General features: G+C 59.9%; 21 protein-coding genes and 1 riboswitch. Of the genes, 9 read left to right on the top strand and 12 right to left on the bottom strand.

Going from position 1 to position 26921, the window contains the following annotated elements; genetic code table 11:
• Positions 1–7: 7 nt before the first annotated feature.
• From ribB to F3J08_RS12265, 4 genes are all read right to left on the bottom strand, one after another.
• A complete protein-coding gene (gene ribB, locus F3J08_RS12280) occupies positions 8–1297 on the bottom strand; it encodes a 3,4-dihydroxy-2-butanone-4-phosphate synthase (protein WP_166930288.1) in 1290 nt (429 codons plus the stop codon).
• Entirely contained in the window at positions 1294–1905 is a 612-nt protein-coding gene (locus tag F3J08_RS12275; protein WP_166930286.1) for a riboflavin synthase, read from the bottom strand. Before F3J08_RS12275 ends, ribB begins: the two co-directional genes overlap by 4 nt.
• Positions 1905–3071 carry a bifunctional diaminohydroxyphosphoribosylaminopyrimidine deaminase/5-amino-6-(5-phosphoribosylamino)uracil reductase RibD gene (gene ribD, locus F3J08_RS12270; protein ID WP_166930284.1) on the bottom strand — a complete coding sequence of 389 codons (1167 nt, stop codon included), beginning with the start codon at positions 3069–3071 and terminating at the stop codon, positions 1905–1907. Before ribD ends, F3J08_RS12275 begins: the two co-directional genes overlap by 1 nt.
• 12 nt (positions 3072–3083) lie before the next feature.
• A riboswitch (FMN riboswitch) is annotated at positions 3084–3234 on the bottom strand.
• 186 nt (positions 3235–3420) lie between these two features.
• A complete protein-coding gene (locus F3J08_RS12265) occupies positions 3421–3615 on the bottom strand; it encodes a hypothetical protein (RefSeq protein WP_062163942.1) in 195 nt (64 codons plus the stop codon).
• A gap of 263 nt (positions 3616–3878) precedes the next feature.
• On the opposite strand from F3J08_RS12265, the gene F3J08_RS12260 reads away from it, so the two are divergent.
• Entirely contained in the window at positions 3879–5330 is a 1452-nt protein-coding gene (locus F3J08_RS12260; protein WP_166930282.1) for a deoxyribodipyrimidine photo-lyase, read from the top strand.
• A gap of 35 nt (positions 5331–5365) precedes the next feature.
• On the opposite strand, the gene F3J08_RS12255 is transcribed toward F3J08_RS12260, so the two are convergent.
• Positions 5366–5968 carry a hypothetical protein gene (locus tag F3J08_RS12255; protein ID WP_122038765.1) on the bottom strand — a complete coding sequence of 201 codons (603 nt, stop codon included), beginning with the start codon at positions 5966–5968 and terminating at the stop codon, positions 5366–5368.
• A gap of 59 nt (positions 5969–6027) precedes the next feature.
• On the bottom strand, positions 6028–7092 hold the full coding sequence (locus F3J08_RS12250; RefSeq protein ID WP_166930280.1) for an A/G-specific adenine glycosylase: 1065 nt from the start codon (positions 7090–7092) through the stop codon (positions 6028–6030).
• Positions 7093–7101: 9 nt separating this feature from the next.
• Between F3J08_RS12250 and F3J08_RS12245 the strand changes: the two genes are divergently transcribed.
• Positions 7102–7704, top strand: coding sequence for a DUF721 domain-containing protein (locus tag F3J08_RS12245; protein ID WP_240149326.1), 603 nt, complete (start codon positions 7102–7104; stop codon positions 7702–7704).
• 52 nt (positions 7705–7756) lie between these two features.
• Here F3J08_RS12245 and F3J08_RS16975 read toward each other — a convergent pair whose 3' ends face one another.
• A complete protein-coding gene (locus F3J08_RS16975; protein ID WP_205206980.1) occupies positions 7757–8026 on the bottom strand; it encodes a hypothetical protein in 270 nt (89 codons plus the stop codon).
• Between the two features lie 236 nt (positions 8027–8262).
• On the opposite strand from F3J08_RS16975, the gene F3J08_RS16970 reads away from it, so the two are divergent.
• Positions 8263–8571 (top strand): hypothetical protein, encoded by a 309-nt coding sequence (locus F3J08_RS16970; RefSeq protein ID WP_205206979.1) that lies wholly within the window; start codon positions 8263–8265, stop codon positions 8569–8571.
• A 117-nt stretch (positions 8572–8688) separates the two neighbouring features.
• Here the strand turns inward: F3J08_RS16970 and F3J08_RS12235 are convergent, their stop codons facing one another.
• Positions 8689–8853 carry a DUF1328 domain-containing protein gene (locus tag F3J08_RS12235; RefSeq protein ID WP_343206295.1) on the bottom strand — a complete coding sequence of 55 codons (165 nt, stop codon included), beginning with the start codon at positions 8851–8853 and terminating at the stop codon, positions 8689–8691.
• 236 nt (positions 8854–9089) lie between these two features.
• Between F3J08_RS12235 and F3J08_RS12230 the strand changes: the two genes are divergently transcribed.
• The 3 genes from F3J08_RS12230 to F3J08_RS12220 all read left to right on the top strand — a co-directional run bounded on the left by F3J08_RS12230 (position 9090) and on the right by F3J08_RS12220 (position 16105).
• The gene (locus tag F3J08_RS12230; RefSeq protein ID WP_166930278.1) at positions 9090–11123 is read left to right on the top strand and encodes an NAD(+) synthase; all 2034 of its coding nucleotides are present in this window, start codon (positions 9090–9092) and stop codon (positions 11121–11123) included.
• 746 nt (positions 11124–11869) lie between these two features.
• Positions 11870–13243: a calcium-binding protein gene (locus F3J08_RS12225; protein ID WP_166930276.1), complete on the top strand. Its 1374-nt coding sequence runs from the start codon at positions 11870–11872 to the stop codon at positions 13241–13243.
• 213 nt (positions 13244–13456) lie between these two features.
• On the top strand, positions 13457–16105 hold the full coding sequence (locus F3J08_RS12220; RefSeq protein WP_166930274.1) for a glycosyltransferase: 2649 nt from the start codon (positions 13457–13459) through the stop codon (positions 16103–16105).
• A gap of 389 nt (positions 16106–16494) precedes the next feature.
• Here F3J08_RS12220 and F3J08_RS12215 read toward each other — a convergent pair whose 3' ends face one another.
• The 4 genes from F3J08_RS12215 to F3J08_RS12200 all read right to left on the bottom strand — a co-directional run bounded on the left by F3J08_RS12215 (position 16495) and on the right by F3J08_RS12200 (position 23758).
• Positions 16495–19041 carry a membrane-bound PQQ-dependent dehydrogenase, glucose/quinate/shikimate family gene (locus F3J08_RS12215; protein ID WP_166930272.1) on the bottom strand — a complete coding sequence of 849 codons (2547 nt, stop codon included), beginning with the start codon at positions 19039–19041 and terminating at the stop codon, positions 16495–16497.
• A gap of 815 nt (positions 19042–19856) precedes the next feature.
• Complete coding sequence (locus F3J08_RS12210) at positions 19857–20561, bottom strand: histidine phosphatase family protein (RefSeq protein WP_166930270.1); 705 nt, start codon at positions 20559–20561, stop codon at positions 19857–19859.
• Complete coding sequence (locus tag F3J08_RS12205; protein ID WP_166930268.1) at positions 20558–22648, bottom strand: hypothetical protein; 2091 nt, start codon at positions 22646–22648, stop codon at positions 20558–20560. Before F3J08_RS12205 ends, F3J08_RS12210 begins: the two co-directional genes overlap by 4 nt.
• 177 nt (positions 22649–22825) lie before the next feature.
• On the bottom strand, positions 22826–23758 hold the full coding sequence (locus F3J08_RS12200; protein ID WP_240149325.1) for a LysR family transcriptional regulator: 933 nt from the start codon (positions 23756–23758) through the stop codon (positions 22826–22828).
• A gap of 164 nt (positions 23759–23922) precedes the next feature.
• On the opposite strand from F3J08_RS12200, the gene F3J08_RS12195 reads away from it, so the two are divergent.
• The 3 genes from F3J08_RS12195 (at position 23923) to F3J08_RS12185 (ending at position 26807) form a co-directional block, all read left to right on the top strand.
• Positions 23923–24693, top strand: a complete 771-nt coding sequence (locus F3J08_RS12195) for an SDR family NAD(P)-dependent oxidoreductase (protein ID WP_166930264.1) — start codon at positions 23923–23925, stop codon at positions 24691–24693.
• A gap of 243 nt (positions 24694–24936) precedes the next feature.
• Positions 24937–26181, top strand: coding sequence for an aldose epimerase family protein (locus F3J08_RS12190; RefSeq protein ID WP_370458725.1), 1245 nt, complete (start codon positions 24937–24939; stop codon positions 26179–26181).
• A 179-nt stretch (positions 26182–26360) separates the two neighbouring features.
• A complete protein-coding gene (locus tag F3J08_RS12185; protein WP_166930262.1) occupies positions 26361–26807 on the top strand; it encodes a DMT family transporter in 447 nt (148 codons plus the stop codon).
• The last annotated feature ends 114 nt before the right edge of the window (positions 26808–26921 follow it).

The following is a 26921-nucleotide window of genomic DNA, read 5'->3' as shown; positions in this document are numbered from 1 at the left end:
AAGATCCTTACTTCTGAATCACTGAATCAACGAGTTCGGGCCAGACATCGCTGAGCTGATGCCCCATCCGGGTACGCTTGGCGTGAAGATACGCCCGGTTGAACGGGTTGGACCCGGCTTCGAGGCGTTCCTGACTGATGACCTTCAGCCCTGCCGCCTCCAGTCCCGAGACCTTGCTGGGATTATTGGTGAGCAGCCTGAGCATGTCGATACCAAGCAACTGCAGAATGGCCGCGCCTGTCACCCAGTCACGCGCATCACCCGGCAGACCCAGTTCCAGATTGGCTTCGAGCGTGTCCTTGCCGGCATCCTGCAGGGCATAGGCCCGTATCTTGTTACCGAGTCCGATCCCCCTGCCCTCATGCCCACGCAGATACACCAGCACACCAGAAGGGGCTGCGGCGATACGCTCAAGCGCCTCGCGCAATTGCGGGCCGCAGTCGCAGCGCAGTGAGCCCAGCGCATCACCTGTCACACATTCGGAGTGCAGACGCACCAGCGGGGTGCCGTTGCCGGGATCACCCTTGATCAGCGCCACATGCTCGATGCCATCAGGGGCACGAAACGCCTGGATACGCAGGTCGTGACCGCCATAGACGCTGGGAAGCGCTGCCTCGGCAATACGCTCGACCGCTGGCGGAACGGGCGCCGGCAGAATGACATCCCCCAGCGCCTCGCGGCCATGCACACGGCACCAGGCGGCAATTTCCTCAATGCTGATGACGGGAATGTCGTGACGGGCCGAGAATGCGCGCAGTTCCGGCAGGCGTGCCATCGTGCCGTCATCACTCATGACTTCGCAGATCACCGCCGCAGGAAACAGGCCTGCCAGCCGAGCCAGATCCACAGCGCCTTCCGTATGCCCGTCACGGGCCACCGTACCTTCGGGATGCGCCCGCAAGGGGAAGATGTGGCCGGGGGTGCTGATATCCTCGGGCCTTGCATCGGGGTGGCCCGCAACCTGAATGGTTCGTGCCCGATCGGCCGCCGAAATCCCCGTCGTGATCCCGGTCGTGGCCTCGATTGAAACGGTAAACGCCGTTCCACGTGGATCATGACCGCGCCGGGGCATCATGGGCAATTCAAGACGCTCAATCTGCTCCGGCTCCAGCGGCAGGCAGATCAGCCCGCGCGCGTGGGTTGCCATGAAGTTGACGGCATCCGGCGTAGCAAACTGGGCGGCAATCACCAGATCGCCCTCATTCTCGCGGGCTTCGTCATCCACCATCATCACCATGCGCCCTTCACGCAGGGCGGTAATGGCATAGGCCAGACCGGGTGAGGGAAGCGTGTTCATGACCGTACCCCGTATTTCAGCAGGCTCTCGACATATTTGGCCAGCACATCGACCTCGACATTGGCCGGGTCGCCCCCGCGGATTTCGGAAAGCCCGGTATGGTCCCATGTATGCGGAATGATCATGAGGGCGATGGTGAAGCTGTCATCCTGCACGTCGCTCACCTCATTGACCGTCAGGCTGGCGCCATCGAGCGCAATCGATCCTTTCTCGACCACGTAACCACGCAAGGCAGCGGGCAGGCGGAACGTGATGTGATGCGACTCCCCGACCGAGCGGATCCCCACCAGATGGGCAAGCCCATCGACATGCCCCTGAACGATATGTCCCGAAAGACGTGTCGAGGGTGTGCTGGCCCGCTCAAGATTGACCCGCGCTCCGGCCGCCAGTCTGCCCAGAGCCGTGCGCGACAGCGTTTCAGCACTGACAAAGAAATCCGCCAGCCCTGAAGAGTCATAGGAGGCGACGGTCAGACAGACACCATTGACGGCAATGCTCTCGCCCAGATCCATATCTGACAGTCCCGTCTCGACCTGAAGCAGGATCGCCTGATCACGGGGTTCGACAGCCTTGATACGGCCGATATGTTCGATAATGCCTGAGAACATCAGAAAGCAGCCTTGTCAGCAGGAAGGGGACGCGCCCCTTCATCAAGTATGAAACGCAAGGGGGTTGGGCCGTGGGAGTAGACCCGGTGCCGGTCAGGACCGTCCGGGGTGGTCTGGATGTCCAGCCAGTCATCCCACAGGCCAAGCCGCCTGATTTCGCCGAGTAGCCCGGGCCCGGCTTCGACCATCGCCCAGTTCACGCCATGATCGGCCAGAAGCGAAGGAATCTCGCCCAGATCACGCGAGACAAGCACGCGAAAACCGCTACCGATCATCTTCTCCCGCCAGGAATCGGGGAGGCGATTCTGCCTGTCACACACCACGACCAATCGCGGCGCCCGGTCCTCATGATCGGGAACATGGCGCACATCGAAACGTGGGCTGTCAGACAGGATCGTGCCAATACCCGTAATGATTGCATCACTGGCGCGGCGCAGGCGATGGGCAATCTCAAGCGAGGCCTGGCTGGTAAAAGTCTTGCGCCCGGCAGGGGGAATCATCGAGCCCGTATTGTCCCGTGCCTGCTTGACCGTGATCCACGGGCGCTGGCGCACGATACGTGTTGCAAAAGGCGCCAGAAGCGCCGCGCAGCCATCATGCACATCTGCGAAGGCCGTAAAATCCTCGAGCAGAAAGACATTCCGCCCCTCAGGCATCTGCTGCAGGCGTGCAATCCCGCCCCCGGCTACCGGGTTCGGATCGCTCATGCCCACCCAGACATCCTGCACAGGACTGTCGCGCAGCGCCTCGCTGCAGGGGGGCGTGCGTCCGACATGATTGCAGGGCTCGAGGGTGACAAGGGCTGTCGCCACGCGATCGATCACCCCGGTCTCGCGCGCCCGATGCAGGGCAAGCGCCTCGGCGTGGCGGGTTCCGGTACGGTGATGAGCCTCGGTGACGAGTATGTTGCCCTCGTGGTCGAGCAGACAACAGCCAACAGCAGGATTGGGAGAGGTGGCGCCAAGATAACGCGCCGCTTCGTTCAGCGCGGCCTCAAATCCCGAACGAACCGCCTCACGGTGGGCCAGGCTATGGCCCTTTTGTGCGGAGGCAGAACCGGGGGCGAAAACTCCCGACACGATGATACGGTCCCATCCATCAAGGACGGTCTCCGGGCGTGAACATTCTGTATCTCGGCCACGAACATCCCTGGCGGGATGCGCCATGACAGAGGCAAGTCCTGTTCTCTTCCATCCGGACTATGACCGTCGGCTCCGGATTTGGACCGGATCTGCTGACCCCCGGGCCTGAAGGGCCTGAGGCGCTCGCGGGCTCGTGCCAGAGGCACCTACCGCCGGTGGGGAGTTTCACCCCGCCCTGAGAACGTCGAATTCTGCACCGGTCGACATGACCGGACGGTCACTATGTGCCCCCTTTAACGCCTTTTGCAAGGGGCAAAGCCAGTCTGGCATCCTGACACAGATCCCTGCCGTCACCCCGGCAAGATGAGCAGGCGCAAAAAAGGGCGGGGAAATCCCCGCCCTTCATGCTTGAACCATGTGTGGTTCAGATGGCTCAGTGCGTTGCAGCCTGCGGCACCGAGTTATGAATGGCGCCCTGGGTTGCGCCTGCGCCACGGCTCACGTCATGACCGATGGAGCTGACGTCGCGGCCAGCACCGTCAACCGTGTTGCATGCGGTAAGGCCAAAGGCAGGCAGCGCCAGCATGACAGCAAGAGCACCGGTGCGGAGGAAGGAAGCCGTAGTCATGGAACAATTTCCCTTTTTTATAGGTTCGGGCCTTAACAACGCCTCACCAGCATATGGGTTTGCTTCGTTACAAATTGGCATCGTCATGTGATGGCTCTGCCCTGCGACCCTCATGCCCCGTGCACGCGCAGAAAATGGCCAGAAATGCCCCGTAGTTGAACCCCATGCGGCGTGATGCGCTCATCCTGTTCACCTTTTTGTGCGGACGCCGAAGCCCCGCTCCTGGCATCGGACTCCGCAATGGCAACACAGGCAGCCCTTTCATGACCGACACGCCTCCCTCGATAGTATGGTTTCGCGATGACCTGAGGCTTCAGGATCATCCCGCACTCGATGCGGCCAGTGGGCGCGGCGGCAAAATTCTCTGTGTGTATGTGCTTGATCGTTCGGGCACGACCCGGGCACAGGGCGGAGCCAGCCTGTGGTTTCTCCACGGCGCTCTTGGCAGTTTACGCCAGACGCTGAAGAAACATGGAGGAGATTGCCTGATCCTTGAGGGTGATCCCGCCGAAATCCTGCCCGCTCTGGCAAAAGAGACGAAGACCGGCATTCTTTACTGCCATCATCGCTATCAGAAAGAAGCCAACGCGCAGGATGACGCGGTGTCTCAGGCTCTTGAAAAGGTCGGATGTGACATGAAGCGCCTGCACGGTACCGTGCTGCGCCAGCCGGAATCCGTCGTGACCAAGACCGGCACACCCTACAAGATCTTCTCTGCCTGGTGGAAAGGATTCAAGGGACTGGGGGCCCCGCCCTCCCCCATACCCGTGCCTTCTGGCCTCTCTTTCCTGCCTCTCTCATTCACGCATGGCAAAAAGACGAAGTTCGCCCCTTGCGATATCGACAAGGCCCTGCTTCCCACCAAGCCGGACTGGGCTTCGAAAATGGGGGAATACTGGGATCATGGCGAAGAGGCCGCACATGAGGCTCTGGACGATTTCGCCTCTGGCCCCCTTGCCCATTACGATACGGGCCGAAACGACATGGCCGCCGAAGAGAGTTCGCGGCTCTCACCCTATCTGCGTCATGGCGTGCTCTCACCCCGTCAGATCTGGCATCACTGCAAGAACAAGGGCGAACCAGCCGATCGCGAGACCTTCCTGTCCGAACTCGGATGGCGCGATTTCTCGTGGTATACGCTGTTTCACAATCCGGAATTGCCACAGCGCAACCTCAAGAAGCAGTTCGATTCCCTGAACTGGCGCAAGAGCCGCAAGGATCTTCAGGACTGGCAGAAGGGAAAGACGGGCATCCCGGTCGTGGATGCCGGGATGCGCCAGCTTTGGGAAACCGGCTGGATGCACAACCGGGCGCGCATGATCGTCGCCTCGTTTCTGGCCAAGCACCTACTGATTGACTGGCGACAGGGGGAAGCCTGGTTCTGGGACACATTGATTGACGCCGACCCGGCGTCCAATGCCGTCAACTGGCAGTGGGTCGCGGGGACGGGCATCGAGGCATCACCCTTTTTCCGGATTTTCAATCCCCTTCGCCAGTCCGATAAATTCGACCCGAAGGGTGATTACATCCGGCGCTGGGTGCCAGAGCTTGCGAAATTGCCCGATGACGCCATTGCTGCACCATGGCAGGCAGACAAGGATGTTCTCGAGCGTGCCGGAATCAGGCTCGGGCGTGACTATCCAGAGCCAATCGTCTCTCTCGATGAGGGACGTGACAGGGCCATGACTGCCTATCGCAAGACGAAGGGTAGCTGAGATGGGCCATGCAGGCCCACCCTGCCGTCATGCGTCTAGTGGCGGGTGACGGTCAGCGTCCGTGTTTCACCATCCGTCAGTCTGAGCGTCAGCTCTGTCGACGCACCCGGCTCAAGCCCTGCGATATCTTCAAGTGCGGGCAGGTTGGCCGCGAGGGAAAAGCGGCAGGGGCCGATTACGCCAGCATGTCCCTGCGCGAAGGTCATGGGGGGCAGGCTCGTGCCATCGGGGGCGGTGATCGTGCTCACCTTGTCTTGGCTGAGAATGGCATAGGTGTGCATCATGGGCTCACTGAGAATGAAAAACTGCTCCCAGTCCTTTGCCTCGGTCGCATGGAAGTCGATCCCGGCATTTTCCTCACTGCGCAGATAGCGCCCCGACCCATCAAGACGCTGTAACGTGACCAGGCCGCTGGGCAGGCGGGTCGCCTGAAGCTGGGGAATCGGCATGGGAAGCGAGACGACCTTGCGCAGGGTCACCGTAAACTGCTCCTGCGCCACAGTATCCGCGAAGAAAAACAGGCCCGGATAGCGTCCCGGCGAAGGCACAACAGAAAACAGACAGTCGCGCAGCGGATCGTGATCGACCACTTGCCCGAAAAAATCGAGTAGCCAGAAGCGGGCAGAGGCGTAGAGCATGGACAGGCGTCCCTTTCGTCAATCGGTCATCGCTGTCTTACACGATCTCCGGGCGGGCCTCACACCGGCAGGGCAAGACATTTCTGCATGACGCTTGGAAGAGCCTGTTTGCCCAGCGCGTTACGCGGGCAGGCAAAACCCTCCTGATTATGGAGCGGCCCGAAATCGTTCATCCGCACAGCGATGACCGTCAGATTCAGCCCGAAATGTGTGAAAACATGCCGGATCTGTCCAGCGACTTTCCATGTCGGATCATCGGCCATGCTCAGGGCAACCGGTGCAGCCTGCAACGCTTCCTCAATGGCAATGGGGTCATCCTGCCATACAGTGCCCGGCAGTTCGGCCATGCCGCCCAGCAATCCTGTCGCTGGACGATGACGCAACCAGATTGCGCCCTGACGGTCCGTGAGCCGGAAAACAACGCCATGGCGTTCAGGTCTGACCTTGCGCGGGGCGCGAACCGGAAAACGTGCCGGATCACCCGAGGCATGGGCCTTGCAGGGCTCACGCCAGGGGCAGACGAGACACGAAGGACGACGGGGCGTGCAAATTCCTGCCCCGAGATCGAACAGGGCTTGTGTGAAATCACCGGGAGCGTCCTGCGCCGCAGGATCGAGATTGAGCGATGCCGCGAGCCGATCGAGATGTTTTCTGGCGCCCGGCATGGGCGCGTCGACTGCGTGCAATCTGGCCGTGATACGCTCGACATTGCCGTCAACCGGGACGACCGGCACGGCAAACGCGATGGAAGCAATGGCTCGCGCCGTATAGGCCCCGATACCGGGCAGCGCCTGCAGCCCTTCCACCGAGCGTGGAAACGCGCCGATTGCCGCCACCTGCTGCGCACAGGCATGCAGGTTACGCGCCCGGCTGTAATAACCAAGCCCCGCCCAGGCCGCGAGTACCTCCTGCAAGGGCGCGTGGGCCAGATCTCCAATGGTGGGATAATGCTTCAGAAACCGCTCGAAATACGGCATAACCGTAACCACCGTCGTTTGCTGCAGCATGATCTCGCTCAGCCAGACGGCATAGGGATCGGCAGTCTGCCCTGCAAGGGCACGCCAGGGCAGAACGCGTCTTTGGCGCGCATACCAGTCCAGAAGGGCAGAAGCAGAAGGAGTCACAGGGGCGATATGAAGCGTGATTCCACAACGGACAAGGGGTTGAGTGCGCCGGGCTCCGTTCGACCCGCCCGGACACGGGCTGTCACTGGCAAATCTGCCACGGCCTCAAGCACCTCGACCACCCAGCAGACAGTGGATCGCGAGAGGCGCATCATGACAGGGCGCGCCCTCGGGGCGATCCTGCCTCAGGTCACACGTCCCGCTTTCAACCGCAAGCCCGCTCCGGCTGTCCGGCTTATTCTCGACTGGGCAGAAATTGTCGGGCCTGCCCTGGCCGCCCAGACCGAGCCACGCAAAGTGAGTGCGGGCACGCTTACGATTGCCTGTACCGGCCCGGTTGCGTTGGAACTTCAGCACCTTGCGCCCCAGCTTATCGAGCGGATCAACAACCATTGCGGCCCCCTGCGGTCGGGGCGTGATCTGCGCTTTGATGATGGCAACCAGCTCGTCAGGAAGATCAGGATCCTGCAGGACCCGGGCATAGTGAGACCCGCCACGCCTGCCGCACGCCCGGCACCGCGACCCGTAGCCATTACGGGCATGAAGGAAGGCGAATTGCAGGAGGTTCTGTCACGTCTGGGTGGGCATATCCTTCGCCGTCCCCGACGCTGAAACCAACAGGGTATCGCACCATCGTGCCCCCGTTCGGTTCCGCACGGCATCGTCACAATCCCCGGCGCGCATGATTTGTCACGAAACGATATCCTGCTGTTACGCTTTCGACTTTTTTCCGCCCCCACGCATGACGATATCTGAGAAAACGAAGACGTTTCTTCAGCGCTTTCGCCGGCAAGGAAAGATCTACACCATGCGCAGACAGTCTATCTTCAGGGTTGCCCTGCTCATCGCGCCGATGCTTGCAGCCCTTCCCGCTCAGGCCCAACGGGGTGGTGGCGGTTTTCATGGAGGCGGTCCCGGTGGTGGTGGCTTTCATGGTGGGGGCCCTGGCGGAGGGGGCTTTCATGGCGGCGGGCCAGGCGGTGGCTTTGGCGGACGCCCGGGCGGCTGGGGCGGTGGCGGCTTTCACGGAGGTCCCGGTGGGGGCTACGGCGGTGTTGGTTACGGCCGCCCGGGCTGGGGTGGACCCGGTCGGGGCGGGCCGGGCTGGGGCGGGCCCGGTTGGGGTGGTCCCGGAAGAGGCTGGTATGGACGCGGCGGATGGGGCGGCGGATGGCGTGGCCCAGGCTGGGGCTGGGGCGGCGCCCCGGCTGGGCAGGCTATGGCTGGGGCATGCCCGGTTGGGGCGGCGGCTGGGGCTGGGGCGGCTGGGGTTGGGGCGGAGGCTGGGGTGGCCTTGGTCTCGGCCTTGCCACCGGTGCCGTCATCGGTGCCGCTGTGGCGCAACCGTACTATACCCAGCAATATTACGCGCAGCCTTATGTGGCGGCCCCTTACACCTATGCCTGCGGAGGCTACGCCAATTGCGATCCACAGCAAGGCTATGCTTATCCGGGTGATCCCTATGGCGGCGGATACTGAGCGCTTATGGTCTGATGACAATACAAAAAGGGCGGGGATCATCTCCCCGCCCTTTTTCATAGCCACATATTGCCTCAACCGAACGGATGTAAGGCTTTGCTGCTGCGAGAGTGGCGCTTAGCGCATACGCCCTCTGCCAAAAACGAAGCTGAGGACGAAAAGCACAAGGAAGATAAAGAACAGGATTTTGCCGATCGACGCGAAGTCGGCCGAAATACCGCCAAAGCCGAGAACACCGGCCAGGAGAGCGAGAATCAGAAAGACGATAGTCCAGCGCAGCAGATCCATGACGGCAACTCCATTTGGGAACATAACATAATCGTCATGATCCATGATGGGTCGTGAACGGACGAAAGCCTTGCAGGTTCATCTGGTTCAAGGCTCGCCCTTGTATTTTAATCCGGAAAGACGTTTCTGATCTAACTCCCGCCCCGGCGCACCGGGTTCAGGGCACCATGTCGATACAATGAGATGACAGGCCCTCCGGCCAGCCTGACGAGATGACAGGAGACGACCCCATGAGCACGTTCCGATCGCTTTACCGGCATGGCTTTGCCCGTGTGGCGGCCTGTACCGTCCCTATTCGTCTCGCTGATCCGCAGCATAATCTCGAGCAGATCGTCGCGCTGGCCTCACACTGCGCGAAAGAGGGAGCCGCACTCGCCGTCTTTCCGGAGATGTGCCTTTCCGGTTATGCAATCGATGATCTGAGGCAACAGGACGCCCTTCTTGATGGCGTTGTTCGTGCCCTCATGTCGCTTGCTGACCGGTCAAGCGACTGGAGCAGCCTTGTTGTTGTCGGAGCACCGCTGGTCCAGCGCGGGCGACTGTTCAACTGTGCGGTCGTTTTGCACCGCGGAAAGGTACTTGGCGTCGTCCCCAAGACCTACCTGCCCAATTACCGCGAATTCTACGATTCCAGACATTTCATCTCAGGCGCGGGTATTTTCCAGGAGACCATCAGACTGGGTGGCCAGACCGTACCTTTTGGCACCGACCTCCTGTTCGAAGCCGATGACCTGCCTGATTTCACCCTTGGCATAGAGATCTGCGAGGATCTCTGGGTCCCCAGCCCGCCAAGCACCGCCATGGCCATGGCCGGCGCCACGGTAATCGGCAACCCGTCAGCCAGCACGATCACGATCGGCAAGTCGGAGGACCGTCACCTTCTTTGCCGCGCCCAGTCGCAGCGTGCCCTCTGCGCCTATGTCTACGCAGCAGCCGGTGCCGGTGAATCCACAACCGATGTCGCATGGGACGGGCAGGTCTCGATTTATGAGGCTGGGCGCCTTCTTGGTGAATCGGCTCGCTTTCCAAAAACCGCTCAAGTGACGTTTGCTGATGTCGATCTCGATCTGCTGCGCCAGGAACGCATGCGTATGGGCAGTTTTCATGACTGCGCCCGGGCACAGGAGCATCGAAGCTGGCGGCGTATTGCCGTGACACTTGCCCCACCGCAGCATGATCTCGGTTTTCATCGCGACGTACCCCGCTTTCCCTTCGTGCCTGAAAACGAAGCGCGGCTTGATCAGGATTGCTATGAAGCCTGGACAATTCAGGTGCGCGCCCTCACCCAACGCCTTGAGACCAGCGGCGTTGAACGCGCGGTGATTGGCGTTTCAGGCGGTCTGGATTCGACACTCGCCCTGCTGGTGGCTGCACGAGCGGCGGATGAAATGGGCTGGGACCGCAATCGCATCCATGCCTACACCATGCCGGGCTTTGCCACTGGCAGCGTGAGCCTCTCACTGGCCCATGATCTGATGACAGCCCTCGGGGTCGAGGCCCACGAACTCGACATACGCCCGACCGCCATGCAAATGCTTGGAACCATCGAGCATCCTTTTGCAGCGGGTGAGGCCGTGCATGACGTCACTTTTGAAAATGTGCAGGCCGGTTTGCGCACGGACTTCCTGTTTAGACTGGCAAACCAGTGCAATGGCATTGTGATTGGGACCGGTGATCTGTCAGAACTCGCGCTGGGTTGGTGTACCTATGGCGTTGGTGACCAGATGTCGCATTACAACGTCAATGCAGGCATGCCCAAGACGCTGATCCAGCATCTGATACGCTGGCTCGCGCAGCAACAGAATCTCGGGCCGGACATCGCCCCTGTTCTGGAGAGCATCGTATCGGCCGAGATCACCCCCGAACTTGTGCCAGCCGATGAAAAAGGTGTGCAGAAGACGGAAGAGAAGATCGGTCCTTATCCTCTTCAGGACTTCAATCTGTATTATACCCTTCGCTATGGCTTCCGGCCCAGCAAGATCCTCTTCCTCGCCGTGCAGGCGTGGGAGGACAAGAACCGCGGAGTCTGGCCGGCGCATTACCCTGTCGACCGCCGCATCGCTTACGATCCCGCAGAGATACGACACTGGCTTACGCTCTTCATTCGGCGTTTTTTCGCTTTCAGCCAGTTCAAACGTTCGGCAATGCCAAATGGGCCCAAGCTGTCGTCCGGGGGTAGCTTGTCACCTCGAGGAGAGTGGCGCGCCCCCTCCGACGGGACAGCGGCAGCATGGCTAAGCGAAATCCAGGCCGTGGAATTTTAGGGACAGGGCACGGTTTCTGCCATTCAGATGGCATTCATCGCCTGATAAGATGAGAATTATTTACTAAATCATCATATATCTTTCATCTCTCCTTGTAATAAGCGCTCCAGCAGAGCCGACTTGCGCACCGCACCGCACCTGCTGGGGAAATTTTCCCGGCAGAATCAGTATTTTACCAGCATCCCCCCTGCAAAAGGCAACGATGCTGACGCCAGGAAATAGCTCATGTTTTTGTTGTAGAAACTCCAACTGAATTGCCAAAAATCTCGTTATTACTTTGATGCCCCGCGTCTGCGGCGAGTCATGTTTCGAAATAACAATCATTGCAAAGAATGTAATTATCACCACAAATTGATAAGATTAGCCAACCCAGAACACATAATTCATATAGAAAAACGCCGTTCAAAAAATCGCGATCATGTTTATTGATGTCAAATGATATCTGTTTGTGATATACCAATCCCAAGATATGGATTCATATCAGAGCCATGTCGAATGATGTCCAATACATTGGTTTTATTGACTCAGCGCGAAGGTTAAGACATTCATAAAAAAGTTGGTGTTCAATCCGGGTCTTGCCAGACGACACAGCCATGCCGCCTGCCGAGGCTTAAAGGGGCGGCCGGCATGTAACAGTACACGTCTTTAAAGCCTCCAAAAACTAATAAGGAGAAGATCGCATGGCGATCGTAACGGTAGTTGGTTCGTCAGGGATGTCTATCCAGGTTACCGTCGAGGGAGCCCGGATGCAGACACTTGCTTCGAGCTACGCGACGCAAATCTTCAAGGCTTACGAGCAAGGTACCCTGACTGCGGTTGATCTCGTCAACGGATCGAATGCAGCACCCTCATCGAACAGCAGTGTCATCCAGGGCATCATCACGACGGGAGGTGCATTCTCGATGCAGGGTAACTACTCCAATCTCGTCATTGGGTCGTTGGGCTCATCCCTTGAAAGCGCCACGCTCGATGTTCCGGTAGCACCACTCGCCGCACCGATCACCGTCGATGGTACGGGCGTGACATCGAGCAACCTCTCCGTTCTGGCCGGTAACACGGCCAATGTCAGCTTCTACGCCGGCAACTACAACGGCACTTTTGTTGCCACCATGGGCAATAACCTGTTCGATGCATCGGGCCATAAGGGTAACTGGACGATCGCAACAGGCGATGGTGATGACACAATCATTGCAGCCAATGGCGTCAACAACATCCGCGCCGGCGATGGCAAGAACGTCATTACTCTGGGATCGGGCGCCAATTTTGTCGCCTCTGAAGGTCAGGACACGATCACCGGCGTCGAGAACTCGTCCGATACAGTGACACTGCTCGGTGGCAATTCGATTGTCTCGCTCAAGTCCAACTCGCTCATCGTTGACTCCGCTCTGTCGGGCAGCCAGATCTCGGTCGGCATCAACAGCACGGTGTTTGGCGGGACAGGCTCGACCGTCGATTTCACAGGCTCGACCGGTACGATTGTTGGCGCCATTGGCGACACCATCTCCGCTGCTGGTGACCTGCAGGTCTATCACGGCTGCGATCAGTCGATCAGCGTCTCCGGTGCCCTGCGCTTCATTTCTGGCACGGGTAACACCTCAATCAATGCTGGTCTTGGCACAATTTGGGGTGCAAATGACCTGCACGCCAACGTCAACACCAGCGGTCTCGCGCTGTTTACAGCGAACCAGCCCAGCACCACGGGCAGCCAGTACATCGACGCGTCCTCCTCCAAGGGCACACTCGAGGCCTGGACGGGTGCAGGCAGCAACACGGTTATTGGTACCTCGGGTTCCGACCACTTCGTGTTCGGCACGCAGTTCGAGAACTCCAATGGTGACAGCTTCGCAACCGTGACCGGTGGTGACGGCGCAGCCAATACCTTCGGTGTTCTGGCAGGTCATAATGGCGGTGATATCACCATTACTGACTTCGGCAGTGCGGCTGGCAACATGTTCTTCATGTACAACTACAAGCCCGCTGACGCCGATCAGGCCGTGAAGAACCTGCTTGCTACGGCAACTGTAGCCGGCGGCAACACCACGCTGCAGCTCGACAACAACATGAAGGTTACTTTCCTTGGCGTAAGCGACCTGAAGGCCTCGAATATCGTCATCAGCTAATCGCAGATGACGATATTCTGAGCCTGTTTGGCCAGAGGCCCGGTCCAAGGACCGGGCCTTTGTTTTTCCAGTCAGTCAGTTTCGTCTATAGACTGTTGAGGCCCTGATTTCCGGCCATCAATGACCTCGTCTCTGAGTGAGTCTGTCTTGCACGAACAACCCGATATTAAGACACAATCTGGCTCCCATACCGCAGCAGCCCCCGATGATGTGATGCGCGCTTCTGCCTATCTGGCCACGACCCGGGCGGATTCATTGCAGGCCGAATTGCGTCTGGCCCAGCAGCAGCTCAGGTTGATGCGCCGCTCCCTGTCATGGCGCATTATGGAACCCTTGCGCTGGGTTCGTGCGCTCACTCTTGGCCGCCTGCCGCGCGGTGTCCCTTTGGCGCAGGCATGGGAACAATGGCAGGATTCATATCAAACCGAAGGCCTGCGCAGGGCAATAAGGCGCTTTATCGACGGAGGGCGGGTCAAACGCCGGCTCTTACGCCACAGTCATCAGGCTGGCGATCCGCTCTTTGTACCGACCCCGCGCCAGGAACAGATCATGCGGCGACCCGCCCCGCGTGCCGAGAAGTTCTTGCGCCCCCATTATCTGCTGATCGCTGATCTCGGGTTGCAGCAATGCACCAAGTACCGCGTCACGCAGAAAGCGGAACTGCTGAGGCAGCTTGGGTGGTCTGTACAGATCGTCGACTGGCAGGATAGTGGCGAGGCGATGTCAGCGCTGCAGGTCGCGACCCACGTTCTTTTTTATCGCGTGCCCGGTCTTACCTCGGTTCTGACCCTCATCAGCGAGGCGAAACGCCTGGGGTTACAGCCACGTTGGGAGATAGATGATCTCCTTTTCAGCAAGGCTCTCTATCGGCTGAACGGCAATCTGAGCACTCTGGATTCTACTGAACGCCACGAGCTCTATCAGCTTGCCGATCTTTACCTGCTCGCCTTGCGCGCCTGTGGACGCGCCATGGCCTCAACCGAGGCTCTGGCGCGGGAAATGCGCAAGATCGGCATAGAAGATGTCCAGATCCTTGAGAATGCGCTCGACAGTCAGACACTTGATATTGCGAGCCGCATCCTTGCTGGCAGGACGCCCCGTGAGGATGGTCGCCTTGTTGTGTGCTACGGCTCGGGAAGTCGTGCTCATGATATGGATTTCCGGGTTGCTGAGGCTGGTCTGATTGCTGCTATGCAGGCCGAGCCGCGCCTCGACCTGCTGCTGATTGGACCGCTCAGGATTTCTGCCAGCTTCGCTCAGTTCGGCTCCCGCGTCAGACGGGCCAACGAGCTCTCCTACCCGGCCTATCTAGAAGCCCTTGCCCAGGCTGATATCGCTATAGCCCCTCTCGAAGAAACTGTTTTCAACGACTGCAAGAGCAACATCAAGTTCCTTGAGGCGGCCGTTCTCTCCCTGCCTTCCATCTGTTCGCCAACCGATACCTACCGGCGTGTTATCAGAACCGATGAAAACGGCATCCTGGCACGCAGTGCGGAAGAATGGCGCGATGCACTGCTTACTCTGGCGCATGATCCCGCCCTGCGTGATCGCATGGGCAAAAAAGCAAGGGAAACCGCGCTTGATCTCTATGCTCCAGAGCAGGTCGCGCTTCAGCAGGCGGCACCGATTTTTGGGCGGCCACCGTCGTTCGGGCACAAAGCGCCCCGCATCCTTCAGGTGAATGTTTTCATGGCCCCACGGTCGTTCGGGGGCGCCACGATTGTTGTAGAAGCCCTCTTGGGGCCACTTGCCCGGGCAGGGTTTGAAAACAGTGTCATGACCACCCGGCCTGTCTTTCAGGATCTGCCCGATGGTGCCCTGCGCTACCGTGTTCTCGATACTGACGTTTTTTCAGTCGTGGCGGGACGTAATGCGTCGACAGACAACGTCACCGTGGCGCGTCAGCTTCAGCGCTGGATCGACGCGTGGGACGTCGACCTCGTCCATTTTCATGCCATTCAGGAATTGGGCACGGGCATGGCACGCGCCTGCCAGCAGCGCGGCATACCCTACGTAATCAGCCTTCATGACTGCTGGTGGCTGTCGGATAATCTGTTCATCACACGCGACGATGGTCAGTATCATCTTGAGAGCGACGATGTGCCACTGGCTCCCGGTGAATCCACGCGAGCCACCTATCTGAACGAGCGACGCAAGGTCATGCGTCAGGCTCTCGCGGGTGCAGCGGCCATTCTGAGCCCCTCGGAGGAACACAAGAGCCTCTATGTGCGCAATGGCGTTCCCGCCGAGCGCATCACGATCAATCGAAACGGGTTTACCTGGCCCTCCCGCCCGAAAAAGCGACGCGAACCAGGCACAAGGCTGCGTTTCGGATTTGTGGGGGGCATTGGTTTCGTCAAGGGTTTCGAGCTGATCCGCAAGGCGTTCGAGAAAATGGATCGCAACGACTGGGAGCTGGTTCTCGTCGACAACACGATCAATCTCGGCTTCCCCTCAATTGACACCTCGGAATGGCTGGTCAAAGGCACGATCAGAACCGTTCCTGCCTATAATCAGGCCGGCCTGGATGATTTCTACGATCAGGTGGATGTGCTGCTCTTCCCTTCGCAGTGGCGTGAAAGCTACGGGCTGACCGTGCGCGAGGCTCTCTCGCGTGACGTGTGGGTCATCTCCACCGCCCCCGGAGGCCAGGCCGAGGAAATCGAGGATGGCGTGAATGGCTCGCTTATCCCGATCATCAACGATCCTGCCCCGCTTCTGGCTGCTGTCGAGGCCATTCTCGACCAAAAGGATCGCTTCGATCATTATGTGAACCCGAACAAGGCGAGTCTGCCCAATTATGACGATCAGGCTGCGGAGCTTGCCGCCCTGTATAACTCCCTGCTCAAGCACTCAGCCTGACCAAGCCCTGCATAGGACCGCGCAGTAAAACGCCCCCCTGCCAGACCCGGCAGGGGTTTTTTATGCCTGTAACCCTGCGAAGCGGGCCTAAGGCGCGATGATGCTCTCAGGAGTGATCGGCTGTGCGGCATACATGGCGGTGAAGGAGCGACGGCCTGTAATTATCGGCACCACCTTGCCGGTGGAGAGAGGGCGGCCTGTTCTGCCCTCGTCAGAGCGGAGCCAAAGCAATGGGTGCGTGCGAAGCGGAATATTCAATCGCTGCGCGGCGCACCCGTAGCGCTCATCTCATACGGCTCCTTGCCATATGACCCGTGTTCCGTCCTGCTTGCGAAGGACGGAAACTGTCTTACCCGGCAATCATGATACCGGGTAAGAAGGTCGGTACCTCAGGGCGCTGAGGGTAACGCGTAGGACAAAACATAGTCGCCCTTATTGGCGTTCGTGCCTGTGCGTGTCGCCCCGCCCGCTACAACCAGAACATATTGCTTGCCGTTCTGGACATAGCTCATCGGCGTACCCTGACCGCCAACCGGCAGGCGCTGACGCCAGACTTCCTTGCCGTTACGCAGGTCGAAAGCACGCAGGTAATTATCGAGCGAGCCATGGAAGAAGGCGAGATTACCCCCTGTCACCAACGGGCCACCCATGGTGGGCATACCGACCGGAATATAGATGTGCGGAATGATTCCCTTCTCCCCGAAAACCCCGTGAATGGCGGCATCCTGAATACTGCCCACTGGCACCTGCCAGAGCGTCTTCTGGGTTTTGAGGTCAATGGCCGTCAGTGACCCGTAGGGCGGCTTGAAGCAGGGCGCCCCCATGGGCGAGACGAACATCGAGCGCTCCACACCCCAGGGCGTGCCCAGCTGCTCCGAATATTCGCCTTCGGTGGAAGGAACGAGACCCGCATGGGCGGCGTCCTCGCGCTTGATGAACTGACCCCACATAGCCATGCGGATATCGTTCACCACCAGCACGCCGGTCTGCGGATCAAGCGCGCCACCACCCCAGTTGGACCCACCATAATAACCGGGCCAGATCAGGGTTTTCTGCTTGTCGCTCAGAGGAGTCCATTCACCTTCCCAGCGCATTTTCTTGAACGCGATGCGGCAATAGAGCTGATCGAAGATCGTTGCCCCCCACATGTCGCTTTCCTTGAGCGGCGCAACACCGATCGACAGGTCGGAATAGGGCTGGACCGGGCTGATGCGCTGGCCAGGCATACCATCGGTTGCGACCTTGCGGTCTGTCACCTTGACCACAGGCTTGCCGGTCCGGCGGTCGAGCACGAAAATCTGGCTGCGCTTGGTCAGGCCAACCACAACCGGAACCGTCTCGCCATTCGCCCCAGGCAGATCGTACAGGATCGGCTGTGACGTTACGTCATAATCGAACATGTCGTTATTGGCGGTACGGAAATGCCAGTGTTCCTGACCCGTGCGCAGATCGAGCGCCAGGATGGTATCGTTATATTCATCCGAATAGGGATGACGGTTACCGGTCCAGAAATCGGGTGTCTGATTACCCATCGGAATGAAGGCAAGACCGAGCTTGGGATCGTAAGATGCCGTACCCCAGAAATTGGGCGTCTCAGGCGCATAGATCTGACCCGCAGGTAGCGGGCGGCTGTCGCGGTTTCCGCGCGAGGCATCCCAGGCCCAGACAAGACGACCCGTACGGACATCGTAGCCACGAATGACGCCGGAAGGCTCACCCACGGTCATGTTGTCGTTGATCTTGCCACCCACCATGATCACGCCATCTGCCACCAGCGGCGCAGATGTCAGGTAATAGGATCCCGGTGCCGTGGAGCCAAGACCCTCAAGCAGGTTGACCATGCCATGGTCGCCAAAATCCTGACACAGGGCACCCGTAGCGGCATCAAGCTCGAAAAGGCGGGCATCATTGGTGGTGCTGACAATACGGCGGGCGCAAGGCGCTGACGCATCGACTGGCGCAGGCGCAGCCGGCAAGGCGGGAGCGGCAGACGCGGTGTCTGCGGGGGCAGCGGCCCCGGCAGCGGACGGCGCTGTGGTGGTATCTGCGACGTCCTGCGGGCCGAAAGCCTTGGCATCCGGTGCAAGCAGCGACATGGTTGTCATATCTGCGTAGCTTACGCCACGGCAACGCTTCCAGCCCTTGTTGCCACGCGTCACCTGCATATGCGGGTCAAAGCGCCATTTCTCCTTGCCCGTGACCGGGTCGAGCGCAATCACCTTGTTGAGCGGCGTGCAGAGATAAAGCGTGTCGGCAATCTTGAGCGGGGTGACCTGATACTCGGCACCATCGATGGCAAGATCTCCTGTATGGTAGCTCCAGGCTAGCTTCAGGTCCGAAACATTCCCGGCATTGATCTGCACATAGGGTGCAAAGCGATCACCCGTGAGGTTACGCCCCCAGGCAGGCCAGTCATTGCCGTTCTGCTGGCCAAGCGCCGTGTCAGGCTTCGGCGCGTCAGCCGCATTGCCTGCGACTTCGGCATGGGGCTGGAACATACCCAGCGAGATCCCGCAGAAAACGATCGCATAAAGGGCCGCGATGCCAAAACCCCAGGCGCGCGGTACAGCGCTTGAACGCAATGCCCCTTTTTCGCCCGGGCGCGACGAGGCACCGAAACCCGGGGCCAGCAGACCGACGACAATCGGAAGGGCAATGAATACGACGACGCGTGGCACAACCAGCCAGAACACATCACCCACTTCACTGAACGCCCAACCGGCGGCCACAAGACTGAGCAGAATGGAAACTGGCAAGGCGATCGCCTTGCGGGCCATGACGGCAAAGCCGACAAAGGCCATCATCAGCCCCAGAAGAATATAGACCCAGCTACCGCCCAGCCAGGCGAGGTCTATCCCTCCCAGGGTCAGGCCAATACCGAGTAAGCCGATCACCAATCCGATGACGGCACTCACGAGATGCACAAGGCTTTTCACAACTCATCCCCGCATGACGGCCCGGATGATGGCGTTGCCCGGTATCGAAGCGCGACACATCCGGGGCCGTTGAAGCCATGAGAACCACGAACCAGTATCGGCATGCCCGCAGAAGAGCAGACATCTGGCGTCATGGGCTCAAAGAATGGGTTATTCTGGCCTAGTTTATTGATTTTACGTCATCACATCTTCATTACGCAGCAATGTTATGACATTCTTTTGTTCAGTCTGTCCTACTTTGCTGTTTCATCGCCGTTATTGATGGTTGTTTTGGAGCACCGGAATATCTGATTGCACCTGGTCCTCGCTGCATCTCTCCAAGGGGATCAGAACGCGAAACAGCGCGGCATCATGCCATACCTTGCAAGCCAGTCTGTTGCGACATACCCGCTTTCAGGATGACGCTTCGGCCTACCCCCCCCTTGGCTTTGGCCTTCCTGGCCGAGGCCGTTACCGGAATGGCCTTTCCCGGTACGAGCGCGCGGCACGTTCAGGCGGTCGCCTCACTAACAACTTCCGGGGCCGGGAATTATGCGTGACGTGAGGCGAATGATCGAAGGTCAGGGTATCTTCATGGAACATCAGCCCCACACGTGCCTGATCCTTAAGACGACTCGCGGCTGCACCGCCGCGAACTGTCACACCCTCCATAACCGGGGCTTTCTCTCACCCGGCACTGCTCTCGCCCTCTCCTCGCCTCCCGCCAAGAGCGACACAAGAGGATCGAAAAAAGCCCTCTCGACGTCCTGACAGTGACAAAGGCGGGAGATATTTCCCGCCACTTGCCGGAAAAATCTCCCGCCGCCTGACTGACTTCAGATCACAGGCGCAGCGGGCAGTTCGTTCACGGTCACCACACGCCAGACACCATCGATCCGCTCGATAATGGATACCGAAAGGTTCTGGATGGAAAAGCGCAGCCCCGTATCGGGATGGACATTGAGGGCGTGGGACAGGGCAGCACGGATCGCTCCGCCATGACTCACCACAACCGTGTCCTGACCGGCATGACGATCAGCCATTTCATCGAGCGAATGGCCAACACGGGCGCAGACATCAAGCATGCTTTCGCCGCCCGGCGGCTGCTCCGAGGCCGAGAGCGACCAGAAATTATGGGCGGTCTGACGCAGCTTCAACGGGAGTTCCTGATGGGGCAGATTATGCCACTCCCCCATGGATTGCTCGGTAAAGCGCGGCTCGATGGTCATGGTTCGCGGGCCGTACCCGGCCTCGAAAATAGCGCGTGCCGTGTCCTGCGCCCGCTTGAGGGGTGAGACAACCCAGTTGGCCTCTGCAGGAAGACGACGCCCGAGCGCCGTATAATAGGGTACCTGCAACGCCAGATGCTCGGTGCAGAGCTCGACATCCATCGAGCCATAGACGCGCATCCGGGCCGAGGCCTCAACGATGGCATGACGGATCAGCCAGAAGCGGGTGACGCCCGATGGCAGCTGCATGGAATCGAGAAAATGACCATGGGCCTTGGGATCGGTAGCAGGAGCCTTGTCAGTCTGGGTCATGATGCACGGGGCTTTCTCGGCTGGTGGGCATAAGGGGCATAGCGCGGCTGCGGGTCGACCGGCGCGAGGCGGGTCCAGTGATCGAGGATGACCGTGATCTTTGCCAGAGCCCGACGCACATCGGCAAATTCACGCTCCAGCCGAACAGCATTGGGCAGACCGGCATGGGACGGCTCGCCCGAAACCAGACGCGCCCCGGCGCAAAGGCGCAGCGCCCCGGCATTCTCGCCACCAAGGGCCGGATGGGGCACAGGCACGGGCTGACCCAGATGACACAGGAGAGGCGCAAGCTCCTCACCTGGCACCCAGGGGGAAAGATCCGCGTTCAGCCAGCGATGCAGCGCGCGCGACCTTTCAAGATCGAGCGGTTTCTCCGGATGGTCAGGGTCGTGCACCAGAAAGGAGAATACGGTCGGGATCGTATCCCACAGGACCTCGCCTTGCACGTCGCGCCGGTCGAGAGACGGCATGGTGAGCAGGGTCAGCGCAGGATGGGCCGCGATTACCTCATGGGCATGGCGTTCGAAGCGACGCAGCGTATCGACAATCTGCTCAGCCGGTACAGCGGCAAAAGCCTCGCTCTCGGCAAGGGCAGCCTGCCAGCGCAGGGCGAGGCCAAGATTGCCATCGCAGCCAAGCGGCGTGGGCGACGCCGTATGGGGCCAGTCACATCGATGGAAATAGGCGGCAAGCCCCTGCGGCAGGCTGAAATGCGGGAGTGCTGCCGTAAAGGAGTCTGGCAGCAGGATCGCGCCGCAGAAAGGTGGCCCGGTGAGGAATTTGGAGCCTGTAGTCATGACAAGCATGCCGGCGCGCACGAGAGAGGTGATCCGATGCGGTGCCAGGCGGGCCTGACAGGCATCGACAACGAGCGTGATTCGCTCGGGGTAGCTGGCCGCGAGGCGACACAGCATGTCGGTACAAGGCCCGACCAGCCCGGTCTTTGACATATCGAGCTGATGCAGGATGACATGATGCCCGGCTTCAAGCTCCTCCCTCACCCCGGCCTCAACCTCCTTGTTGAGATCGGCGCAGGTTCGCGGTGTGCCATCAGCCAGACGTATGGCAATGCCGCGTATGGTCGTCCCGGCAGGAAAGCCTTCGAGATGACGGGCCTTGTCGGCCGAACTGCCCAAGGCGGTTCCGGCGGCAAAATGCCGTCCCTGCGCCGCCAGCGGAACACCACTGCCCGTTTCATCGGGGGCAATCAGGATATTGACGATGGCACGCCCCTGCGCACGCATCAGGCCCATGGCCAGTACGGCCAGTTCGCAATCCGTGCCCGATGCGGCAAGGATGACATTGTCGCGTGACCCTAGCCCGTATAGCGCGGCGATCTTCTGACGCACCTGCAGGCACGCCGCCTCGCGAGATGCCGCACCATCCCCGCCGGTCAACGCATCCAGCACGAAAGCGCGCCTTGCCCGCTCGGCCCCCAGATATCCCCGCTCGGACAGGGATGACGCGGTGGAGGAGGAGAATGTCACCGCCCAGGGACGGGGCCGATGGGAACACCCGTACCGGTTCAACCCGGTTTCAGGGTTGATGACGAGACGTTCGTCGCCGCCATCGGCCATCAGATATTCAGCCGGAGCCAGACACGACCAGAGGGGAGCAAGGCGGGCAACAAGACCATGACTGTCGCAGCCATCGCGCAGGATTTCAGGCGCGGCATCAGGCAGAAACTGCGTCAGGGCAGGCCAGAGTGCATCAAGGCGCTCGGGCGGCGGCGGCTGGCTGGCAGCAAAGTCGCTCAGCCATGTCAGTTCGGGCGGCAGATGGGGCGTGACACAATCGAGACGATGAAAAAGGGCGGCCACGCGCGCAGCGACCACGATGGCGACAGCCTGATCGTCAACAGGCAATCCCCGGCACAGGAAATCCAGTTCAAGTGCATAGCGCAGCAAGACCGGCGCGATATCCGGATGCCCGAAGGCAATGGCACCGAGGGTGATTGACCGATCCGAAACAATGAAGGGCCGTGTCAGGCGGGGCGACAGATTGAAGACGACCTGATCGGACAGGGTTTGCAGGTCAGGCCGGTCCAGTGCCGCCAACAGGCTGTCTGTAATGTCTTCTGCCAACACGCCGCTTTTCCCCCTTTGAGGCGGTGGTTTATAGCCTAACCCCGGATGAACCCCAAATCACCGAATGTCACAGATTGCCCTGCCTGTCGGGCTCACGACATCCATGCGGCAATCATCACTGCGGCGAGAAATACCCCCACATCCGGTCTTTCAGCCCTGCCCGGTCGAGCCTGAAACTCATACTCCCTCAGGCATCATGCCCTGAGGAATGATGGGTAGTTGTTGCCGGCATAAAGCGATCAGTCTTTCCCTGAACCAGCGATGCGCCGGATCGGCAGAAAGTCTCGGGTGCCAGAGCGCAGAAATGGTAATGGCAGGCGCCTCAAACGGCAGGTCGAAAACACGAAGGCTCTGATCCGCCCGGATGGATGATCCCGGCACAAGCGCCACCAGATTGGTAGCAGAGGCCAGACGCAGGGCATCATCGAAGGCGGGCACCACCACTTTCACCGTGCGGGTCAGGACCTGCTGTGCCAACGCCCGGTCAACGGGCCCCGCTGCGCTTCCGTGGCGCGAGGCCACAACATGATGGCATTGTGCATAGCGCCCCGCCGTCACAGGGCCATCGAAAAGAGAGTGCGTACGCGCCGCCACCCCATAAAACCGGTCATGGAATAAGGTCTTCATGCGCATCTCGGGCCCGAAATCACCGGGTCCGATGACGCCAACCTCCAGATCTACCGTCCCTTCCCGCATGGATGTCGCTTCCTTGCTGCGCCTTGGCAGAAAGACGAGACTTACCCCCGGTGCCTCTGACAGGAATACCTGCACCAGCCGCGTTGCGCAGGCCTCGATGAAGCCTTCATTTGTCCGCAGCGTGAACTGCCGCTCCAGCGTCCGAGGGGTAAAACTCGCCTGCACAGGCGAGAGAAGGGCCTGTGCCTGCATCGCCACCTCCCGCACGGACTCACCCAGTGCAAGCGCGTGCGGCGTTGGCACAAGCCCCCGGCCACCGCGCACCAGAAGAGGGTCGCCTGTGCTCTCGCGCAGCCGCATGAGCGTACGGCTCATTGCTGAAGAACTGAGGCCCAGGCGCCCTGCCGCCTTTACGACGCTACACTCTGACAGGAGGGCATCAAGCGCAACCAGAAGATTAAGATCCATTTTCATTACCTGGTGGTCTTTCCGGATGTCGGATCCGCAGAGATCCAACATATCCAACCTTGCTGAAGAGGCGTTTGGTGCACTGTTAAGTTGCACGCGATGCGTCTGGCGCAATTGATGGGGTCACCGCATTTCTGGCCGGTCTCGAAATCGCGCAAGGAATTCCCGGCATGAGCGACCTCAAGTCTTCCGCCCGCCCCCCTCATCTGCTCCTGATCGGCGCCTCACGCGGCCTGGGCCTGGCCCTTGCCGAAGAATTCCTGACGCGAGGCTGGGAAGTTACCGCGACGATACGTGGAAATCCGGGCGCTGACCTTCGTCAATTGGTCGAACGCTTCGCGCCTTGGCTGCATATCGAAAAGCTCGACATGACCGAGGCGCCCATGATCGAAGCCCTTCGGTCTCGTCTGAGTGACTCGTTGACCTCTGCTGTGTCCGAAAGCCCGGATCATCTGGCAACACCTCTCAGGATGCGCCCCTTCGACATGCTGTTCGTCAATGCAGGGACGACAAATGCCCGGCCCGATCAGCCCATCGGTCGGGTAAGCAGCTCGGATTTCATGCAGGTCATGATAACCAATGCCCTCGCCCCCATGCGCGTGATCGAGACACTGGAGTCTCTTGTGACCCCGCAGGGACTGATCGGGGTGATGTCTTCAGGACAGGGCAGCATCAGCAATAACAACGCGGGACGGCGTGAGCTCTATCGGGGCAGCAAGGCGGCACTGAACCAGTTCATGCGCTGTTACGACGCGCGCACCGGCCGGTCACGCCCCCTCGCGCTCATTGCTCCGGGCTGGGTGCGTACGTCACTGGGTGGGCCTGATGCACGTTTCTCGATTGGGGAGAGCATTCCCGGTGTGGCGGATGTCCTGATTGCCCATCAAACCGGCAGCGGACTCATCTATCGCGATTTCAAGGGCCGTGATGTTCCCTGGTGAGGCTTTCCCGCTTGAGGGATTGCGCGCCCGTGGGGGAAGAACAAGGCGATATCAGGGTAGAAACAGATATGAAACGATAGCGGAACATGTATTGGACGCGCCTGCATAACAGGAATATGTTGCGTATGTAACGTTTCATGTGACGCTACACTCGGTATCCGGAGATCTCCCCAGCCCCGATACAAGCCAACGGGCAGCCGGACCATGCAGTGGCGTCAGCGAGGTTTCACCATGTGCAGTCCAGTGACAAACAAGACGCCGACCGACAAGAGCGATACCTCGAACCGCGATGAGGCGCCCGGAACATCGCGCACCCGGCGATCGGCGCGGCCGATCATGGCTCTTGCCTCAGGCAGTCTTGCCGCTGCCCTCTCGCTGGCTTCAGCCCACGCCGCAACCATGAGCGCGTCACCATTTGGTACGACGCAGGCCGGGCAAAAGGTCGAAGCCTATACCTTGAGCGCCCCTAACGGCGTGGAAGTGACCATCATGACTTATGGTGGAGTCATTTTACGCATCATGGCCCCTGATCGTGAGGGAAAACGCGATAACGTGGTGCTCGGCTATGCGTCGCTCGCCGAGTATGAGGCCAAAAGCCGGGCCAATGGGGTGTTCTTCGGCGCGACAATCGGACGGTATGCCAATCGCATTGCTAAAGGTCGCTTCACACTCGATGGCCATGATTACGCAGTGCCGGTCAATAACGGCCCGAACTCACTGCATGGCGGCAAGGACGGCTTCGACCGGCGTATCTGGAAAGCCCATGAGATCGCCCACTCTGGCAATAAGGTAGGCGTTGCCCTCTCCCTGATCAGCCCGGACGGTGATCAGGGTTACCCCGGTGCGCTGAATGTGACGGTCACCTACACGCTCGACGATCAGGGCGCACTGGGTATCGAATACAAAGCGACCACATCCAGGCCTACCGTGCTCAATCTAACCAATCACTCCTACTTCAACCTCGCCGGGGCAGGATCGCAGGACGGTATCTTCGGCCAGATGCTGCAGATCGAAGCGCATCATTATACCCCGACAGATTCGACTCTCATTCCGACGGGCGAAATTGCTTCCGTCGTCGGGACACCTTTCGATTTCACCACAGCAAAGCCAATCGGGCGCGACATACGCCTCGCCAATGCACAGCTGCTCATGGCGCATGGCTATGACCATAACTGGGTGGTTGATGACTCTTCATCACCAGACGGCCTCAGACACGTCGCCACGCTCTGGGACCCGAAAAGCGGTCGCAGCATGGAGTGTCTGAGCACCGAACCGGGTGTGCAGGTCTATACCTCCAATTTCCTTGACGGCTCGGACTCAGGAAACGGCCATATCTTTCGCCAGAGCGACGCTGTGACCTTTGAAACCCAGCATTTTCCCGACAGTCCCAATCAGCCAAATTTCCCCTCGACACGCCTGAACCCGGGGCAGGTTTTTCAAAGCCGTACGGTCTTCCGCTTCGGCCTGCATGAAAGTGACGGGAAGTGACCACCATTGAAACGCACGAAGGTCGGCTTGATTTCAGGAAATGACCAGGAAGCAAATCCTGTGATGCCGCGTTGAGCCCTGGACGTAGCGCCTGTTTTGGCAGGCGCTATGAACCACCGGCCACGCAGACGGCATGAGCTTTTGCCCGATGGCGTCGCCTTCTCAGTCGAGAGGTTGTCATGAACGCTGTCTGGGCTCTCCCCTTTATCCTCATTGCCGGGGCGCTTCAGGCGCTGGGCGCCACCATGAACGGGGCATTGGGGAAATCCCTCGTCAATCCGTGGCTTGCGACCTCGGTTTCGTTTCTGCTCGTGCTGTTTCTGGCCGTCGGTCTGTTTGCCTGCATGCCGCGCCCGCTGCCCAGTGCGGGTGATCTGACCAGTATGCCCTGGTGGGCGCCGCTTGGCGGCATTACGGGGGCTGTAGCCGTATTTGCGGGGCTGCTCCTTATCCAGAAACTGGGTGCCGGGCCAGTCAATGGACTGACCATCACCGCCAATCTCGTGACCAGCCTGGTGATCGATCATTTCGGGCTGCTGCGGATGGAAGTGCATAGCCTCAACCCCTATCGCATCACCGGCGCGGTGCTGATGATTGCAGGGGTCGCGCTGATCGCACGGTTTTAAAAGCAGGCCCGGCCAAAGGCGCTCTGACAATTGTTCAGACGCAGGGCTCTGGATCAGGCGGAGGACTCAGCGCCGTATTACCCTGCCACGCCTGTCGAGTATGGACAGAGAAAT

This window comes from Asaia sp. As-1742 (assembly GCF_011753235.1).
GTDB classification, from domain to species: Bacteria; Pseudomonadota; Alphaproteobacteria; order Acetobacterales; family Acetobacteraceae; genus Asaia; species Asaia bogorensis_B.
Note: the sequence above shows the minus strand (reverse complement) of the source record. Positions and strands in the feature narration are given on the sequence as shown.